The organism is Variovorax sp. P1_G12 (genome assembly GCF_056405555.1).
In genome coordinates this window covers 24,474-38,242 of the sequence record NZ_JBFUBW010000022.1, presented here as the reverse complement: position 1 = coordinate 38,242, position 13,769 = coordinate 24,474, and the positions used below count along the sequence as shown (strand labels likewise).

17 protein-coding genes are annotated in these 13,769 nt (G+C 65.3%); 4 read left to right on the top strand and 13 right to left on the bottom strand.

What is annotated here, in order from left to right; genetic code table 11:
* Window positions 1-3 precede the first annotated feature (3 nt).
* The 3 genes from AC1D2O_RS23500 to AC1D2O_RS23490 are packed head-to-tail and all read right to left on the bottom strand — an operon-like array spanning window position 4 to window position 2,025.
* Entirely contained in the window at window positions 4-495 is a 492-nt protein-coding gene (locus tag AC1D2O_RS23500; RefSeq protein WP_478086043.1) for a (2Fe-2S)-binding protein, read from the bottom strand.
* 28 nt (window positions 496-523) lie between these two features.
* Entirely contained in the window at window positions 524-1,378 is an 855-nt protein-coding gene (locus tag AC1D2O_RS23495) for an FAD binding domain-containing protein (RefSeq protein ID WP_478086042.1), read from the bottom strand.
* A 20-nt stretch (window positions 1,379-1,398) separates the two neighbouring features.
* On the bottom strand, window positions 1,399-2,025 hold the full coding sequence (locus AC1D2O_RS23490; RefSeq protein WP_478086041.1) for a CoxG family protein: 627 nt from the start codon (window positions 2,023-2,025) through the stop codon (window positions 1,399-1,401).
* A 217-nt stretch (window positions 2,026-2,242) separates the two neighbouring features.
* Between AC1D2O_RS23490 and AC1D2O_RS23485 the strand changes: the two genes are divergently transcribed.
* On the top strand, window positions 2,243-2,908 hold the full coding sequence (locus tag AC1D2O_RS23485) for a TetR/AcrR family transcriptional regulator (RefSeq protein ID WP_478086039.1): 666 nt from the start codon (window positions 2,243-2,245) through the stop codon (window positions 2,906-2,908).
* 9 nt (window positions 2,909-2,917) lie between these two features.
* Here AC1D2O_RS23485 and AC1D2O_RS23480 read toward each other — a convergent pair whose 3' ends face one another.
* The 6 genes from AC1D2O_RS23480 to AC1D2O_RS23455 form a co-directional block, all read right to left on the bottom strand.
* Entirely contained in the window at window positions 2,918-3,382 is a 465-nt protein-coding gene (locus AC1D2O_RS23480) for a VOC family protein (protein WP_478086038.1), read from the bottom strand.
* A gap of 6 nt (window positions 3,383-3,388) precedes the next feature.
* Window positions 3,389-4,108, bottom strand: a complete 720-nt coding sequence (locus tag AC1D2O_RS23475; RefSeq protein ID WP_478086037.1) for an ABC transporter ATP-binding protein — start codon at window positions 4,106-4,108, stop codon at window positions 3,389-3,391.
* On the bottom strand, window positions 4,108-4,860 hold the full coding sequence (locus tag AC1D2O_RS23470; protein ID WP_478086035.1) for an ABC transporter ATP-binding protein: 753 nt from the start codon (window positions 4,858-4,860) through the stop codon (window positions 4,108-4,110). Before AC1D2O_RS23470 ends, AC1D2O_RS23475 begins: the two co-directional genes overlap by 1 nt.
* Window positions 4,857-5,831 (bottom strand): branched-chain amino acid ABC transporter permease, encoded by a 975-nt coding sequence (locus AC1D2O_RS23465; RefSeq protein ID WP_478086033.1) that lies wholly within the window; start codon window positions 5,829-5,831, stop codon window positions 4,857-4,859. Before AC1D2O_RS23465 ends, AC1D2O_RS23470 begins: the two co-directional genes overlap by 4 nt.
* A gap of 3 nt (window positions 5,832-5,834) precedes the next feature.
* Window positions 5,835-6,716 carry a branched-chain amino acid ABC transporter permease gene (locus AC1D2O_RS23460; RefSeq protein WP_478086031.1) on the bottom strand — a complete coding sequence of 294 codons (882 nt, stop codon included), beginning with the start codon at window positions 6,714-6,716 and terminating at the stop codon, window positions 5,835-5,837.
* A 90-nt stretch (window positions 6,717-6,806) separates the two neighbouring features.
* A complete protein-coding gene (locus AC1D2O_RS23455) occupies window positions 6,807-8,051 on the bottom strand; it encodes an ABC transporter substrate-binding protein (protein ID WP_478157983.1) in 1,245 nt (414 codons plus the stop codon).
* Window positions 8,052-8,369: 318 nt separating this feature from the next.
* Between AC1D2O_RS23455 and AC1D2O_RS23450 the strand changes: the two genes are divergently transcribed.
* Window positions 8,370-8,876 carry a CinA family protein gene (locus tag AC1D2O_RS23450; protein WP_478157982.1) on the top strand — a complete coding sequence of 169 codons (507 nt, stop codon included), beginning with the start codon at window positions 8,370-8,372 and terminating at the stop codon, window positions 8,874-8,876.
* Between the two features lie 74 nt (window positions 8,877-8,950).
* Here AC1D2O_RS23450 and AC1D2O_RS23445 read toward each other — a convergent pair whose 3' ends face one another.
* The 4 genes from AC1D2O_RS23445 to AC1D2O_RS23430 all read right to left on the bottom strand — a co-directional run bounded on the left by AC1D2O_RS23445 (window position 8,951) and on the right by AC1D2O_RS23430 (window position 12,232).
* Window positions 8,951-9,541, bottom strand: a complete 591-nt coding sequence (locus AC1D2O_RS23445; RefSeq protein ID WP_478157981.1) for an NADPH-dependent FMN reductase — start codon at window positions 9,539-9,541, stop codon at window positions 8,951-8,953.
* A 104-nt stretch (window positions 9,542-9,645) separates the two neighbouring features.
* On the bottom strand, window positions 9,646-10,164 hold the full coding sequence (locus tag AC1D2O_RS23440; protein WP_478086024.1) for an O-acetyl-ADP-ribose deacetylase: 519 nt from the start codon (window positions 10,162-10,164) through the stop codon (window positions 9,646-9,648).
* Between the two features lie 19 nt (window positions 10,165-10,183).
* Entirely contained in the window at window positions 10,184-10,981 is a 798-nt protein-coding gene (locus tag AC1D2O_RS23435; protein WP_478157980.1) for a class I SAM-dependent methyltransferase, read from the bottom strand.
* Window positions 10,982-11,545: 564 nt separating this feature from the next.
* Window positions 11,546-12,232 (bottom strand): RraA family protein, encoded by a 687-nt coding sequence (locus AC1D2O_RS23430; RefSeq protein ID WP_478157979.1) that lies wholly within the window; start codon window positions 12,230-12,232, stop codon window positions 11,546-11,548.
* 99 nt (window positions 12,233-12,331) lie between these two features.
* Here AC1D2O_RS23430 and AC1D2O_RS23425 point away from each other — a divergent pair, with 99 nt between their 5' ends.
* On the top strand, window positions 12,332-13,096 hold the full coding sequence (locus AC1D2O_RS23425) for a FadR/GntR family transcriptional regulator (protein ID WP_478086020.1): 765 nt from the start codon (window positions 12,332-12,334) through the stop codon (window positions 13,094-13,096).
* 61 nt (window positions 13,097-13,157) lie between these two features.
* Window positions 13,158-13,769: a LysE family translocator gene (locus AC1D2O_RS23420; RefSeq protein ID WP_478086018.1), complete on the top strand. Its 612-nt coding sequence runs from the start codon at window positions 13,158-13,160 to the stop codon at window positions 13,767-13,769.

Below are 13,769 nucleotides of genomic sequence, written 5' to 3'. Positions count from 1 at the left end.
GCCTTATTCGGAAATGGCCATCTGGCGGCGCAGTGCGAGCACGTCGCAAATCGCGTCGACGATGGCCTGGTAGCCGGTGCAACGGCAATAGTTGCCGGACATGTACTCACGCACCTGCTCGCGAGTGGCGTCCGGTTGCTCAGACAGCAGCGCCGACGCAGTGAGCAGCATGCCCGAAGTGCAAAAGCCGCACTGCAGGGCGTTGCGGGCGTGAAAGGCCTGCTGCAGATCCGTCAGGTCGTGGCGGTCGCTGGCGCCGTCGATGGTTTCCACGTCGCGGCCATCGGCCTGCACCGCCAGCACCAGGCAGCCACGCACGATCTCGCCATCCAGCCGGACGGTGCAGGCGCCGCAGACACCATGTTCACAGCCGACACGCGCGCCCTTGATGCCGAGGTTTTCGCGCAGGAAGTCGATCAGGTGGGTGCGCGGCTCCACGAGGCGGCTTTGCGGGACACCATTGACCCAGATGTTGACGGGAATCGGTTCAGGCATGGCCACTCCAAGAAGATCGTTGAGACGCTCACGCGCACAGTCTGGCGACACCGCGGCGCAGCAACACGCCTGCGAGATGCAGCTTGGTCTTGGCGTCGTTGTACAGATCGGCCGCAGGCAGCAGTTCACCGGCCAGCGCGCCGACTGCGGCGTTCACTTGCGCCGTGCCGGCGGGAGTGCCTTCGAGAACGGTTTCGGCCGCGCGTGCGCGCACCGGGACGTTGCCGGTGCCGAGGTAGACCAGGCGGGTGTGCCGCAGCACACCCTGCTCGAGTCGAGCCGTCGCGGCGAGCCCGACGATCGCGTAGTCGCCATGACGGCGCGCCAGCTCATCGAAGGCGAAGCGGAAGTGGGGCGGCGTCAACGGGAATTCGCAGGCGACGATGACCTCGTCGGGCGCCAGGGCCGTCTTGTACAGCGCCTGGAAGAAATCGATCGCGTCGACACGTCGCTGCCCGCGCCGGCTTTGAAGCACCAGTACCGCATCCAGTGCCACCGCACAGGCAGGCCATTCCGCGGCTGGATCGGCAAACGCGAGCGATCCGCCCAACGTGCCGCGATTGCGGATGGCCCGGTGAGCGACATGCGGGGCGGTTGCCGACAGCATCGGTGCATGAATGGCGAGCAGCGGAGAATCCTCGATCTCGCTGTGCGTCGTCATGGCTCCGATGCGCACACAGCGGGCCTGCAGCGAGATGCCGCGCAGGCCAGGCACGTCCTGCAGATCGATCAACACCTGGGGCTCGGACAGGCGCATGTTCAGCGTCGCGAGCAAGGTCTGGCCACCGGCGATCAGGCGGCCTCTGTCGCCGTGGATGCCCAGCAAATTGAAGACGCCCTCCAGGGAAGACGGCTTGAGGTAGTCGAACGGAGGCGCTTTCATCGGGATTTCCTGGCGAGGCCTCAGGCCGCCCAGCGACTGACCAGCAATGCGAATGCCGCACCGAAGCTGAACCAGAAGGCGCGAACCAGCTCGGGGGTGAAGCTGCCGCCGAAGGGCGCTCCCTGCGGAAGCGGCGCCTGTGGCCGGCCGGCGCCTGCGGTGGATGTTGGCTGTGCCCCATGGCTCACCGGTGGCGCACCAGCATCGGGACCCGTCAGCGCCGCATTGAAGGCCGTGAAAAACTCGTCGGCCATCTTCTTGGCCGATGAGTCGATCAACCGCCCGCCGATCTGGCCCAGTTTGCCGCCGACCGAAGCTTCGACGGTGTAGCTGAGCAGCGTGCCCCCGGCATCGTCGGCAAGCAGCACCTGCGAGTGCCCCTTGGCAAAACCTGCGGCACCGCCGGCGCCCTCGAAACTCAGCTTGCAACGGGTCGGCGCCTGGACGTCGGACATGAAGATCTTGCCGTTGAAGCGTGCGCGCACCGGGCCGATCTTCAGTAGCACGCGGGCATGTCTTTCGGTGTCGGACACCTCGATGATCTCCTCGCAACCCGGAACACAGCGCGACAGGATGGTCGGGTCGTTCAGTGCATCCCAGACCTTCTGCCGCGGCGCACCGATGTGCTGTTGCCCGTTCAATTCCATCATCCATCCTTTAGGTAGAGCCGAGTGTTCTCGATCGTGTTCGGCCGAGCGGACTGCACGCCTGATGCATCGTCGGAACTCCCTGATCCGAAGCGATTTATTATTTACCGAATGGTAAATAAAATCAAGGACATCGGGCCGAAGGAGCCCGAGAGAAAAGGAGGTCCGGTTAAGATGGAATAACGCCCACCCCCTATCGCTTCAGCGCGCGCTCTTCATGTCAGAAACTCCAGGGAAATCCAGAAAGTCCAGCCTGGCTGCGCCCCAGAAGCTGCGTCAACGGCTCAGCGTGGAAGCCCGCGAGGAGCAGATCGTGCAAGGCGCGATCAAGTTTTTTTCCGAGCGCGGACTCGATGGCCAGACGCGTGATCTGGCCATGGAAATAGGCATCACTCACCCCCTCCTGTACCACTACTTCCCGACCAAGCAATCGCTGATCGAGCGGGTCTACAAGGAGGTCTATCTGGGGCGCTGGAAACCTGAGTGGGAAGACTGGCTGGACGACCGAAGCGCCGACCTCGAGTCGAGGCTGATTCGTTTCTACATCGATTACGCCGAGACGGTGCTGACGCCTGAATGGGTCCGCATCCTGATTTTTTCTGGCATGAGTGACGGCTACATTCCCGATCACTACATGGTGCTGATCAACGAAAAGCTGATCCCGCGCATCGTGCGTGAGACTCGGCATCATCTCGGTGTTTCCTCGCGCAAGAAGAACAGCGACCGTGAAAAAGAACTGATCTGGGGTCTGCACGGCGGCATTTTCTACCTCGGTATCCGTCGCCACATTTACAAGCAGGCGCTGCTTGATTCGCCGGAGCAGATCCTGAAGGACCGCGTGACTGCGTATCTCGCCGGGGCGCGCGCGCTGTTCGGCGAGTAGCCGACCCCGTCAGGAAGCCCCTGCTGCCGCAGCGAGGTCCGCTTCGCTGGTGTAGTTGAGCTCGATCGTGACGCCGCTCGGGTCTTCCAGAAAGAGCAGATGAAGATCCAGACCGGGCACACGCCTTTCTCGGAAGGCCAGTCCCCTGTCCTTCAGCAACGCGTACATCGCCGCGATGCCCGACGCGCGAAAGGCGATGTGATCCAGCAATCCGGTGCCCTCGTGAGCCCTGCCGTGCTTGGCGCCGAGGAAGTCATCCAAACCGCCGGCCTGTTCGATCCCGGTGCCGATCACATGCACCACGCTGTACCCCGTCGTTCGCTGCGCCGCATCGGCGCGATAAAGCCATGCGCCGGGAAACGGAAAGTCAGGCCGGGGTCCGGGGACCAGCCCGAGTACCGCGCCGTAGAAGTCGATGACGGCGGCAACGTCGGCGGTCCGCACGGAGTAGTGTTCGAGTCGTTCGATGGACATGACACCCTAGACAGAGCAGTATTTTTCCTGCATCGCGGCATCGGCCAGGAAGTCTTGCGCACGGGCCTCATGCGCAATCTCGCCCTGGTCCATGATGTAGACGCGGTCGGCAATCGACAGCGCATGTTCCACGCTTTGCTCGACGAGCAGAAGGGTCACGCCCTTTTTCTTCAGAGCGCCAAAGTAGTCGAACATCTCGTCGACCAGTTTCGGCATGATGCCTTCGCTGGGCTCGTCCAGCATGACCATCTTGGGATGCGCCGCCATGGCGCGCGCGATGGCCAGCATCTGCTGTTCACCGCCCGACAGGGTCACTGCGTCCTGGTGCAGGCGTTCCTTGAGCCGGGGAAAGGTTTCGGCAGCTTCCTCGATCACATCCTGGGAGCGCCTACGGCCCTCCGGCGAGGCGATCACGCCCAGCTGGATGTTTTCCATCACGGTCAATCCGGGCACGATGCGGCGCTCTTCGAACACAAATGCCAGGCCATGGGAAAACCGTTGATGGGCGGGGTGTTGCTGCAAGTCGACCTGGTCGAAGGTCACTTGGCCTTCGGTACGGTCCAGCAGGCCCATGACGCTCTTCATCGTGGTGGTCTTCCCGGCGCCATTGCGGCCGATCAGGGCCACGACTTCACCGGGCATCACCTGAAAGCTGACGCCTTGCAGGATGTGGCTGCGGCCATACCAGGCGTTCAGTTTCTCGACATGAAGGAGCGGTGCCGCCATCAATGATTCCCCTTGCCCAGGTACACGCGCTTGACCTCGTCGTTGCTGCGAATTTCGTCGGGACTGCCCTGTACGAGGAGCTTGCCCTGGTGCAGCACGATGATGCTGTCGCTGATTCCCATGATCAGCTTCATCTTGTGCTCCACGATGCCGATGGTGCAGTCTTTCAACAGCTTCAGGATCAGGCGCATGATGGCGGTGGTTTCTTCCGGGCTCATGCCGGCAGTGGGTTCGTCCAGCAGCAGCAGTTGCGGGTCGCAGGCCAGCGCCACCGCGATCTCCAGGCTGCGCTGCTCGCCGTGCGCCAGGTTCTCGGCACGCTCGCGTCGACGGTCCTGCAGTTCGACCAGTTCCAGCAAGGCCTCGGCCTTGTCGGCCCATTCGGCATGCGCGCTGCGTGGCGCCCACAGGTTGTAGGTGCTGTGCATCGTCTGCACCGCCAGTCGGACATTCTCCAGCACCGTCAGGGCGGGGAAGAGGTTGGTGATCTGGAAGGACTTGGAGATTCCGATGCGCGCGAACTCATGCTGTTTGCGGCCGGCGAGGTCGATGCCGCCGAACAGGATCTTGCCAGAGGTCGGCTCGAACGAGCCGGTGACCATGTTGAAGAAGGTCGATTTGCCGGCCCCGTTGGGGCCGATGATGGCGGTGAGCTTGCCGCGCGGGAAGTCGACGCTGACGTCCTGATTGGCCGTGAAGCCGCCGAAGATCTTGGTCAGGCCGCGTGTGCTCAGAAGTGGCGCATCGCTCATTTTCGGTACCACGCGAGAAAGGTGCCCCAGATTCCCTTGGGGAAGAAAAGCACGAGAACGATGAAGATGACCCCGACGATGAGTTGCCAGCGTTCAGTCACGCCGGTGACGATGTGCTCGATCCCCAGAAACATGCCGGCACCGACGAAGGGGCCGAAGAAGGTGCCCATGCCGCCCAGCAGCGTGAGCATCATGACCTGGCCCGATGCGTGGTAGGACATGCTGTCGATGGACACGGTCGAGAGGTTGATCGCACTGAGCGCGCCCGCCAGTCCGCAGATCATTCCGGACACCACCAGCGACAACAGCCGCACGCGATCGACATTCACGCCGCAGGCTCGCGCCCGGTTTTCGTTTTCGCGCAGGGCTTCCAGGATCGCGCCGAAGGGCGAGCGCAGGATGCGGGCAATCAGCCAGATCGCCGGCGCAACGAAGGCCAGCATGAAGTAGTACTTGACCAGCGGGTGGAGCAGGTCGATCTTCAGGCCGCCCAGCATGACCTGGTTGACGTTGACACCTCGCAGGCCGTTGTCGCCGCCGGTGATCGAGGTCGCGTGGAAGAACAGAAAGTAGAAGCACTGCGCCAGTGCCAGCGTCACCATGGCGAAATAGATGCCTCGGGTGCGCATGGCGAGAAGGCCCATCAGCAATGCGATGAAGCCGGCGAGCAGGATCCCGAACACCATCGCCAGTGGCCAGGCGACGCTGTAGGCAGAAATGAGGATGCCGCAGCCATAGGCGCCACCGCCGAAGAACGCCGCATGGCCGAACGAGAGTTTGCCGGTGTAGCCGAAGGTCAGGTTGTAGCCAGCCGCGAACAGGCCGAACAACAGGATGTTGATGGCCAGTGAGTACAGCGGGAACACCAGGGGGAACAGCGCCATGACGGCGATGACCGCCGTCGCCGGATAACGCGCCGCCAGTGCGATCGCGGTTTTTCCAGCGGCTGGGGGGAGAGCGGTATTTGTCATGGCTCAGTTCATCAAACCCCGCCGACCGAACAAGCCGTTGGGCTTGACGATCAGCATCAGCGCCATCAGGGCGAACATCGAGAATTCTGCAAACTCGGGCTGGAACAGGGTGGTGAAACTGACGACGACGCCCACGAGCAAACCGGCCACGACGGCGCCGCCCAGCGAGCCCATGCCGCCAACCACCGTGATCACGAAGGCCTCGATCAGCACCGGGACGCCCATCTCGGGCGAAGCACCGCGCAGGGGCGCCGCCAGCAGTCCGGCCAGACCGGCAAGCGCCGTCCCGACACCGAAGATCGCCAGCCAGACGCTGGCGATGTTGATGCCCAGCACGCGCAGCACCAGCGGGTCGCGGGCGCCGGCGCGAACGATCAGGCCGTAGCGGGTCTTCTCGAGGAACAGCCACAGCGCCAGCAGCACCACGGCGGTCACGGCAATGAGGAAAAGGCGGTAGATCGGGAACATGCCGACGCCGATGTCCACGGCGCCTTGCAGGATCTCGGGCGCATCGAACTGTTCGCCCTGCACACCGAAGGCCATGCGAACCAGGTCCATGATCACGTAGGCCAGGCCGAATGTCAGCAGCAGGGGGTAGTCGATGCCCCGGCCGTACAGCGGACGCACCAGAAAGCGCTCCACCACCATGCCGACGGCGCCGGTGATCAGCGGGACCAGCACCATGCACAGCCAGAAATTGCCAGTACGGGCGAACACGAAGACGCCGACATACGCACCCACCATGAAGAATGCGCCATGTGCGAAGTTGACGACGGTGAGCAGGCCGAACACCAGTGACAGGCCGACGCCCACCAGCACGTAGATCGAGCCGAGCGCCAGGCCTGTGACCAACTGCTGGGCGATCAGGTTGAAAGTGATGTCCATGTCCGGATTCAAAAGTTGGATGCCCGAAGCGAGTGCCGGGCGAGGGCGCCGGAGGCAGCCCGCGAGCGCCTTGATCTCAGGCGAAAGGCATCAGGCCCTGTGGCCCAGGTCGGCGCAGCTGCGAAGCATGCCTTCTTCGAAGTTCTCGGTCGCCAGGATCTTGAAGATATCCTGGTCGTTCGCGGCGGCCGACGGGGCCTTGGATTCGACAATCAACACCGACTGCACGGCCTGGTGGTCGCAGGCGCGGAAATAGACGTTGCCCTTGTAGACATCGCCTTTCATGGCGGCGAGGGCGTCGACCACTTTCTCGGTGTCTGTCGTGCCCGCCGCCTTGGCGGCCGCCAGCACATTGCGCACACCGGCATAGCCGAGGCCCGCATAGTCCGTAGGGTAGACCCCCCCGTGCAAGGCCTTGAACGCGTCGTCGAAGCGCTTGGCCGAGGGCAACGAAGACTCCATGCCCCAGTAGTAGCCGGTGCCGCCAATGATGCCTTCATAGGACTTGTGGCCGTCGACCATGCGGCCGTTGTGCATCAGCAGCGGCGCAATGATCTTCAGTTGCTTCTTCAACCCGAAATCGTTGGCCTGCTTGAAGGCGATCTGCTGGTCGCGACCGAAATTGCAGACGATCAGCACGTCGGGCTTGAGCCCCGTGATGCGCGGAAAATAGCTGGAGAAGTCGGTCTGGCCCAGCGGATGGCGAATGTCGGCGAGCACGTCCATGCCCAGTGCCTTGCCTGCTGTCTGGAAGCCGCGAACCATCTCCTGGCCATACGCGTAGTCGGCCGTGAGGAACACCACGCGCTTGCCAAGCTTCGGAATCGCATAGCGCGCGACGGCGCCGGCCGTCATGTGCGGATTCAGGCATTCGTGGAAGGTGTAGCGGCTCCAGTCGCTGGCCTCGTTGATGGTGTCGGACTGACTGATCGAATTGAAGATGACCTTGCGCTGCTTGGTCACGTTGTTCACGGAAAGCTGTACCGCTGACGACACCGAGCCGACGATGAAGTGGGCCTTGTCCTTGTCAAGCAGCTCGATCGTGCGGGTGGCGGCTTCCTGGGGATTGAGCTTGTCGTCGCGCACCAGAAGCTCGGCTTTCCTGCCGTTCATGCCTCCGGCGTCGTTGAATTCTTTGATCGCCAATTCAGCGCCGCGCACGACAGCCTTCGCTTCCGCCGCGAACGCGCCGGTCAGCGGCACTGGAAACCCCACACGGATCGACTCGGCCTGCGCGTGCGCCAGGCGGGACAGGGACATGCCGCCGGCGGCAAGTGAGCCGCCCACCGCGAGGGTCTTGAGGATGTCGCGGCGGGACTGAAAGCTGTGATTCATTTTCGGGCTCTTTCGTGGGGCAAGGACTGTCTCGGCGGCTGGCGATTCCCTGTTGGTTTCTTCGAGTTCACATCCGAAGAATGACGGGGTGTTCACTTCTCGTTCGATAAATCTTATCAAGTAATTGACCAACTGGTAAATTACTTGATAGGGGTTGTCCCTGACCCTCTTCCAAGCGCTGCAGGACGCTGCGCGGCAGAGCCTGGCAGCGCTCGGCGACATGACGGTCCGGGCCGCCAGTCCCGAGACGGGCGTGGAGGTTGGGCGGCCGCTCGCGCTATAAGCGGGTATTGCAACGCCCCACCCCTGGAGTCCCGAATGTCCGATCTGCCATCGCTCGCCACCCTTGCCGCCCGCGTCGGCGCCGACTTGCGCGAGCGCGGCCAGACGGTGGCGGTCACCGAGTCATCGGCCGGCGGCCTCGTGTCGGCCGCGCTGCTGGCCATCCCGGGCGCGTCGGCCTTCTTCCTCGGCGGCGCCGTCGTCTACACGCGGCGCGCGGGCAGGGCGCTGCTGGGCCTGAGCGCCGCCGATGTCGTCGGCATGCGCTCGGAGACCGAGCCCTACGCGGCCCTCGTCGCCAACAGGATCCGCGGCCAGCTTCGCGCCACCTGGGGGCTCGGCGAGAGCGGTGCGGCCGGGCCGTCGGGCAGTCCGTATGGGGATGCGCCCGGCCACGTGTGTGTCGCAGTCGCCGGCGACGTGACGCGGGCGAAGACCATCGAGACCGGCGAAGGCGACCGGGTCCTGAACATGGACCTGTTCGCGCGGCAGTTGCTGGCGTTGTTCGATGAAGTCTTGCAGGCGCCTGACGCGCCAAGATGAGGAGCCGAGGCGCCGTCGCTGGCGCAGCGCGGGGCAATCCCGACCTCCTCCTGCACCGTCGACGCTCCCAGCAGTCAGTACGGCGGCGGCTTGCGCGCGCGCTGTGCGCGCGCCGCCTCGGTCCACCAGGCCAGGTCGTCGGCGAAGCGAACGAAGGAGCGTTCGAGCGCTTCGCCGGCGTTGCCGGTGGGCCGCCCGTCGGCATCCAGCGTCTGCGAGATGGGGCCGACGGCGAGCGTGCTTGAAACGACGACCATGCCCATCTCGGACAGGATCGAATGCCAAATGGTGCCCGAGCGGACACCCGAGAACCGGCCGGCCGAATAGCTGGCGATGGCGGCCGGGCGCCAGAACCACTCCTCGAGGAAGTGGTCCGTCAGATTCTTCAAGCCTGGTTGCGGACCCCAGTTGTATTCCCCGGTCACGAAGACGAAGGCATCCGCGTCGCGTATCTTCCCGGCCAGGGCTTCCATGGCCGCGGGGGCGGTGCCCAACGGGTACTCCTTGTACATGCGGTCGAGCATGGGCAGGTCGACCGCCTTGGCGTCCACCAGTTCCGCATCGTCACCTCGCGCCTTGAGGCCGGCGACCACGTAGTCCGCCAGACGCACGCCCATCCGGTCGGACCGGTAGGAGCCATAGAACACCAGGACCTTGTCACCCATCGTCGCTCCGTTTCAAACCGGGAGGTATCCGGCCATCGAATGGGAGACTACAGCATCGACGCCAGCGACATCGGGGCTGGCGCCAGCCAAGGTCCTCGACCGGGTCAGGCCGACCCCTCGGCGAGCACCGCCTGATAGACGGCCAGGTCGTCGGCCGAGAAGCAGCAGAAGATGACCTCTTCGATGGTCGAGCCTTGTTCCAGGCCGGCTCGAACGGCAGCCACGGCAACTTGCGCTGCGAGCTCGATCGGGTAGCCGTACACCCCGGTGCTGATGCTCGGGAACGCGACTGTTCGCGCGCCCTGTTCGCCCGCGAGCGACAGTGACTTCCGATAGCAGGACGACAACAGTTCGGCTTCGCCGTGGGCACCGCCATGCCACACGGGACCGACGGTGTGGATGACGAACTTGGCGGGCAGGCGATAGCCTCGGGTGAGCTTGGCGTCGCCGGTCTGGCAGCCTTCCAGCAGTCGGCATTCCAGCAGCAACTCGGGCCCCGCCGCGCGATGGATGGCTCCATCCACCCCGCCGCCGCCGAGGAGGGAATTGTTCGCCGCGTTGACGATGGCGTCGACCGTCAGCTGGGTGATGTCCGCTCGAAGCGCGCGCAACGCTGCCGGCATGCGGGTCGTTCCATTCGTCTCAGCGTGCCTGGGCGCGCGTCAGCAGGTAGTCCTGATGCACGATGTTGTCGGCGTAGTGGAGGGAGACCATGGCATCGAACTCGGCCCGGAGCGCAGCGAGCTTCCCGGGATCGGCCGCGAGGCTTTCGACCAGCTTCTGGATCGGCCCGACCTCCATGAACAAGCGGTAGTGCTCGATGCTGAGCGCAGGGAAAGCCATCGTGCCGCGCTYGAAAAAGGGGGCGTCGAAGCGTTTGCCCAGGCGCTCCACGACCGTCGCGGGATGGCCCCACTGCGGAGGCGGCGCCGCCCCGGGTGGCGGCGGCGGCGAATTGCGCCCCACGAGGGCGAACAGGCGGCCAATGAGGTGCTCCGGTGGCCAGGTGGCGAACGCGATCCGGCCGGTGCTCTTGAGCACGCGATGCATCTCCGCGATCACGACGTCGGGGCGCGGCGCGAACATGTGTCCGAACTGGCTCAACACGACGTCGAACGACGCGTCGGGGTAGGGCAGTTGCTCGGCGTCGCCCTCGGTCCATACGATGTCTTCTTGCTGGGCGATGCGGGCGTTCTCGCGGGCTTGCTCGAGGAGTTCGGGCGTCAGGTCCAGCGCCTGCACCTGCGCGCCGGCCCGCGCGGCCGTGATGGCCACGACGCCGGTCCCGGTGCCGACGTCGAGGACGGCCTCGTCCGGAGCGATGTGCGCAAACTTCACGAGGTGACCCGCCACCGGGGTGGTGAACATGGCCGTCGGGGCGAAAGAGGCCCACATCTCCCGCTGTCGCTGCTTCAGCTCTGCAAACGGATCCTGGCTCATACCGTTTTCCTTGTTCGCGAATCGCGGACAGCACGAACTGTAGTCGTCGCAGTGTCAAAGGCAAGCCCGTTCGCCCGCAACGCGGCCGGACCTGGGCCCCTGCGCCGCGCTCATGCGCGCGACAGCTGCATCAACGCCTCGCCGCGCCGCCAGGCGGGCACACGCACACGCACACGCACTCGCACACGCGTCATCGTCCCGCAGGGCCTGATGGACGGCTCGGCTGCTCCTCTCCCTCCTCGGAGGGAGGACCCCACCATTGGCGTATTGCGTGATGCCTTCGTTTGTCCAAAGCTCTCCCCCCACTAGGGGCTGGAGGTGGAGAAGGATCGTCAACGCGGGGGGGGGGGGAGGCGGGGTGCCCGCGTCCGAAGCTGTCGTCGGGCAGCCCGGCGTTCTTCATCCAGCTGCGGTGGATGAAGGCGTCCTTGTCGTCGCCGGCGAACCAGGCGGCGGAGCGGAGTGTGTGTGTCATGCGGTGGAATCCATCGGGAAGCGGCGCGCGGCCTGGCGCGGGGCGCGCGGGCGCGCCGCCCCAGCGAGCCACGGCGTGCCGCGCCGCCCTTACATCACGCCGAAGTGGTTGAAGGCCTCGACCGTGCTCATGCCGTTCTGGATCGCGGTGCGCACCGCGCTCTCGGTGCTGACCTTCTCCAGCGCACGGCTGAGGGCTTCGACCTCCGCCTCGCGCGGCACGATCAGCACGCCGTCCTGGTCGCCGAAGACCACATCGCCCGGACGCACCCGCACGCCCTGGATCTCCACCGGAACCCGGTAGTCGACCACCTTGCCGCGCGGGCCCTGGTCCTGCGAGTAGCCGCCCAGCGAGAAGACCGGCATGCCCAGTTCCAGCACTTCGCTGGTGTCGCGCGAGTAGCCGTCGAGCACCGCGCCCGCCGCCTTCAGGTGCAGGGCGCGGGTGGTCATCAGTCCACCCCACAGCGCGAACTGCGGCGCGCAGCCGGTGGCGACATAGACCTCATGGGGCTTCAGGTCGTCCAGCGCATGGAACAGCAGGCCGAACGGCTGCTGGCTCAGCGCCGTCTTGCCTTCGGGCTCGGCGCGCGAAAAGCAATTGGTTTCCAGCACCGGCATCGCGCGGCCCGCGATCACCATCGACCGCGCGACCGGCCGGATGGCCGGCGGCAGGAACTGCCGCGTCAGGCCCATGGTGTCGAGGATGTCCCCCACCACCGCGGGAAACAGGCGGGTCTTCATCAGCGTGAACAGCTCGTCGTCGTCTTTCCACATGGCTTGCCTCTTTCTGATCGATCGGCCGATTGAACCGGCACGAGCGGCAGACGACAACCTTTATACCTATATGATAGGTTGGCACCATCGGCGATTCACATGCATCCACATCCTTTTGTCCTGGGCAAGCTCGACCGCACCTCATTGACCGAGCAGGCCGTGCAGAGCCTGCTTCGGCACATCGAGCAGGAGCAGCTCGGGCCTGGCGCGGCCCTGCCCGGCGAGGCCCGGCTGGCCGAGGTGCTCGGCGTCAGCCGGCCCGTGGTGCGCGAGGCCTTGCGCACGCTCAAGGGCATGGGCGTGGTGGAGATCGCCAACGGCAAAAGCCCCGTGATTCGCCGCGACCTGGACGCTTCCGCGCTGAATGTCTATTTTTCGCGGGCGCTGCAGGTGCTCGAGAATTCCACCGAGGATCTGATGGAGGTGCGGGCCAGCCTGGAAAGCCGGGCGGCGACTCTCGCGGCGCGGCGCCGGACGCCCGAACACATGGAGCGCATGTCTGCGCTGGTGGTGCAGATGCAGGCCCGGCTGCGCGACCCGGCCGCCTATGCGGCGCTCGACACCGAACTCCACATCGAGATCGCCCGCGCCAGCGGCAACCTTCTGCTCTGGCAGATGATCGGCTCGATCCGCAGTTCGCTCGAATCGCAGTCGCGCCAGGGCATGGAGCAGCGCAAGACCGAGGCGAGCCTGCAACGGGTCCAGGACAGCCATGCGGAGATGGTCGCCATGATCTGCGATGGCGACGACTGCGGCGCGGAGGCGTCGATGCGCGCGCACATGAACGCCGCGCTCCGCGTGCTGGCCGGGCCGAAGCGCGAGCGCAGCGCCGGCCGCCGGGCGCCCCGTCCCCGCCGGGATTGACCTTGGCTCGATGATTCGGCCCTCTTGACCCGGGAGGGCGCGCCCGTCAGCATCGAGCGCCATGGACCGCAACACCTGGCTCATCTACCTCCTGGCCGCCATCGGCCTGTCGCTGTCGCCCGGACCCAACGGGCTGCTGGCGCTCACGCACGGGGCCCTGCACGGTCGGCGCAAGGCGCTCTACACCATCTTCGGCGGAGCCTTCGGCTTCGTCGCCGTCGTGGCCCTCTCGATGTTCGGCATCGGCGCGCTGCTCCAGGCGTCGCTGGTGTGGCTGACCGTCATGAAGTGGCTGGGCGGTGCGTACCTCGTCTGGCTCGGCGTCCAGGTCTGGCGCTCGCCCCCGATCGGCCTCGAGCTTCAAGCTTCGGCGCAGGCCCGGCCGGGCTGGTCGCTGTTCCAGCAAGGCGCGCTCTCCGCCCTGACCAATCCCAAGGGGCTGCTGTTCTTCGCCGCCTTCCTGCCTCAGTTCATCGATCCCACCCGCAGCCTGTTCATCCAGTTCGTCATCATGGCCGGGACCTTCGCGGCGATCGAAATCGCGACCGAGGCGGTCATCGCCAGCATGGCGCATCGCATCAGTCCGTGGCTGCGCCGCGTCGGGCGGCGCTTCAACCAGGCCTGCGGCGGGGTGTTCGTGGCGATCGGTGTCGCGCTGCCCCTGCGTGGCTGA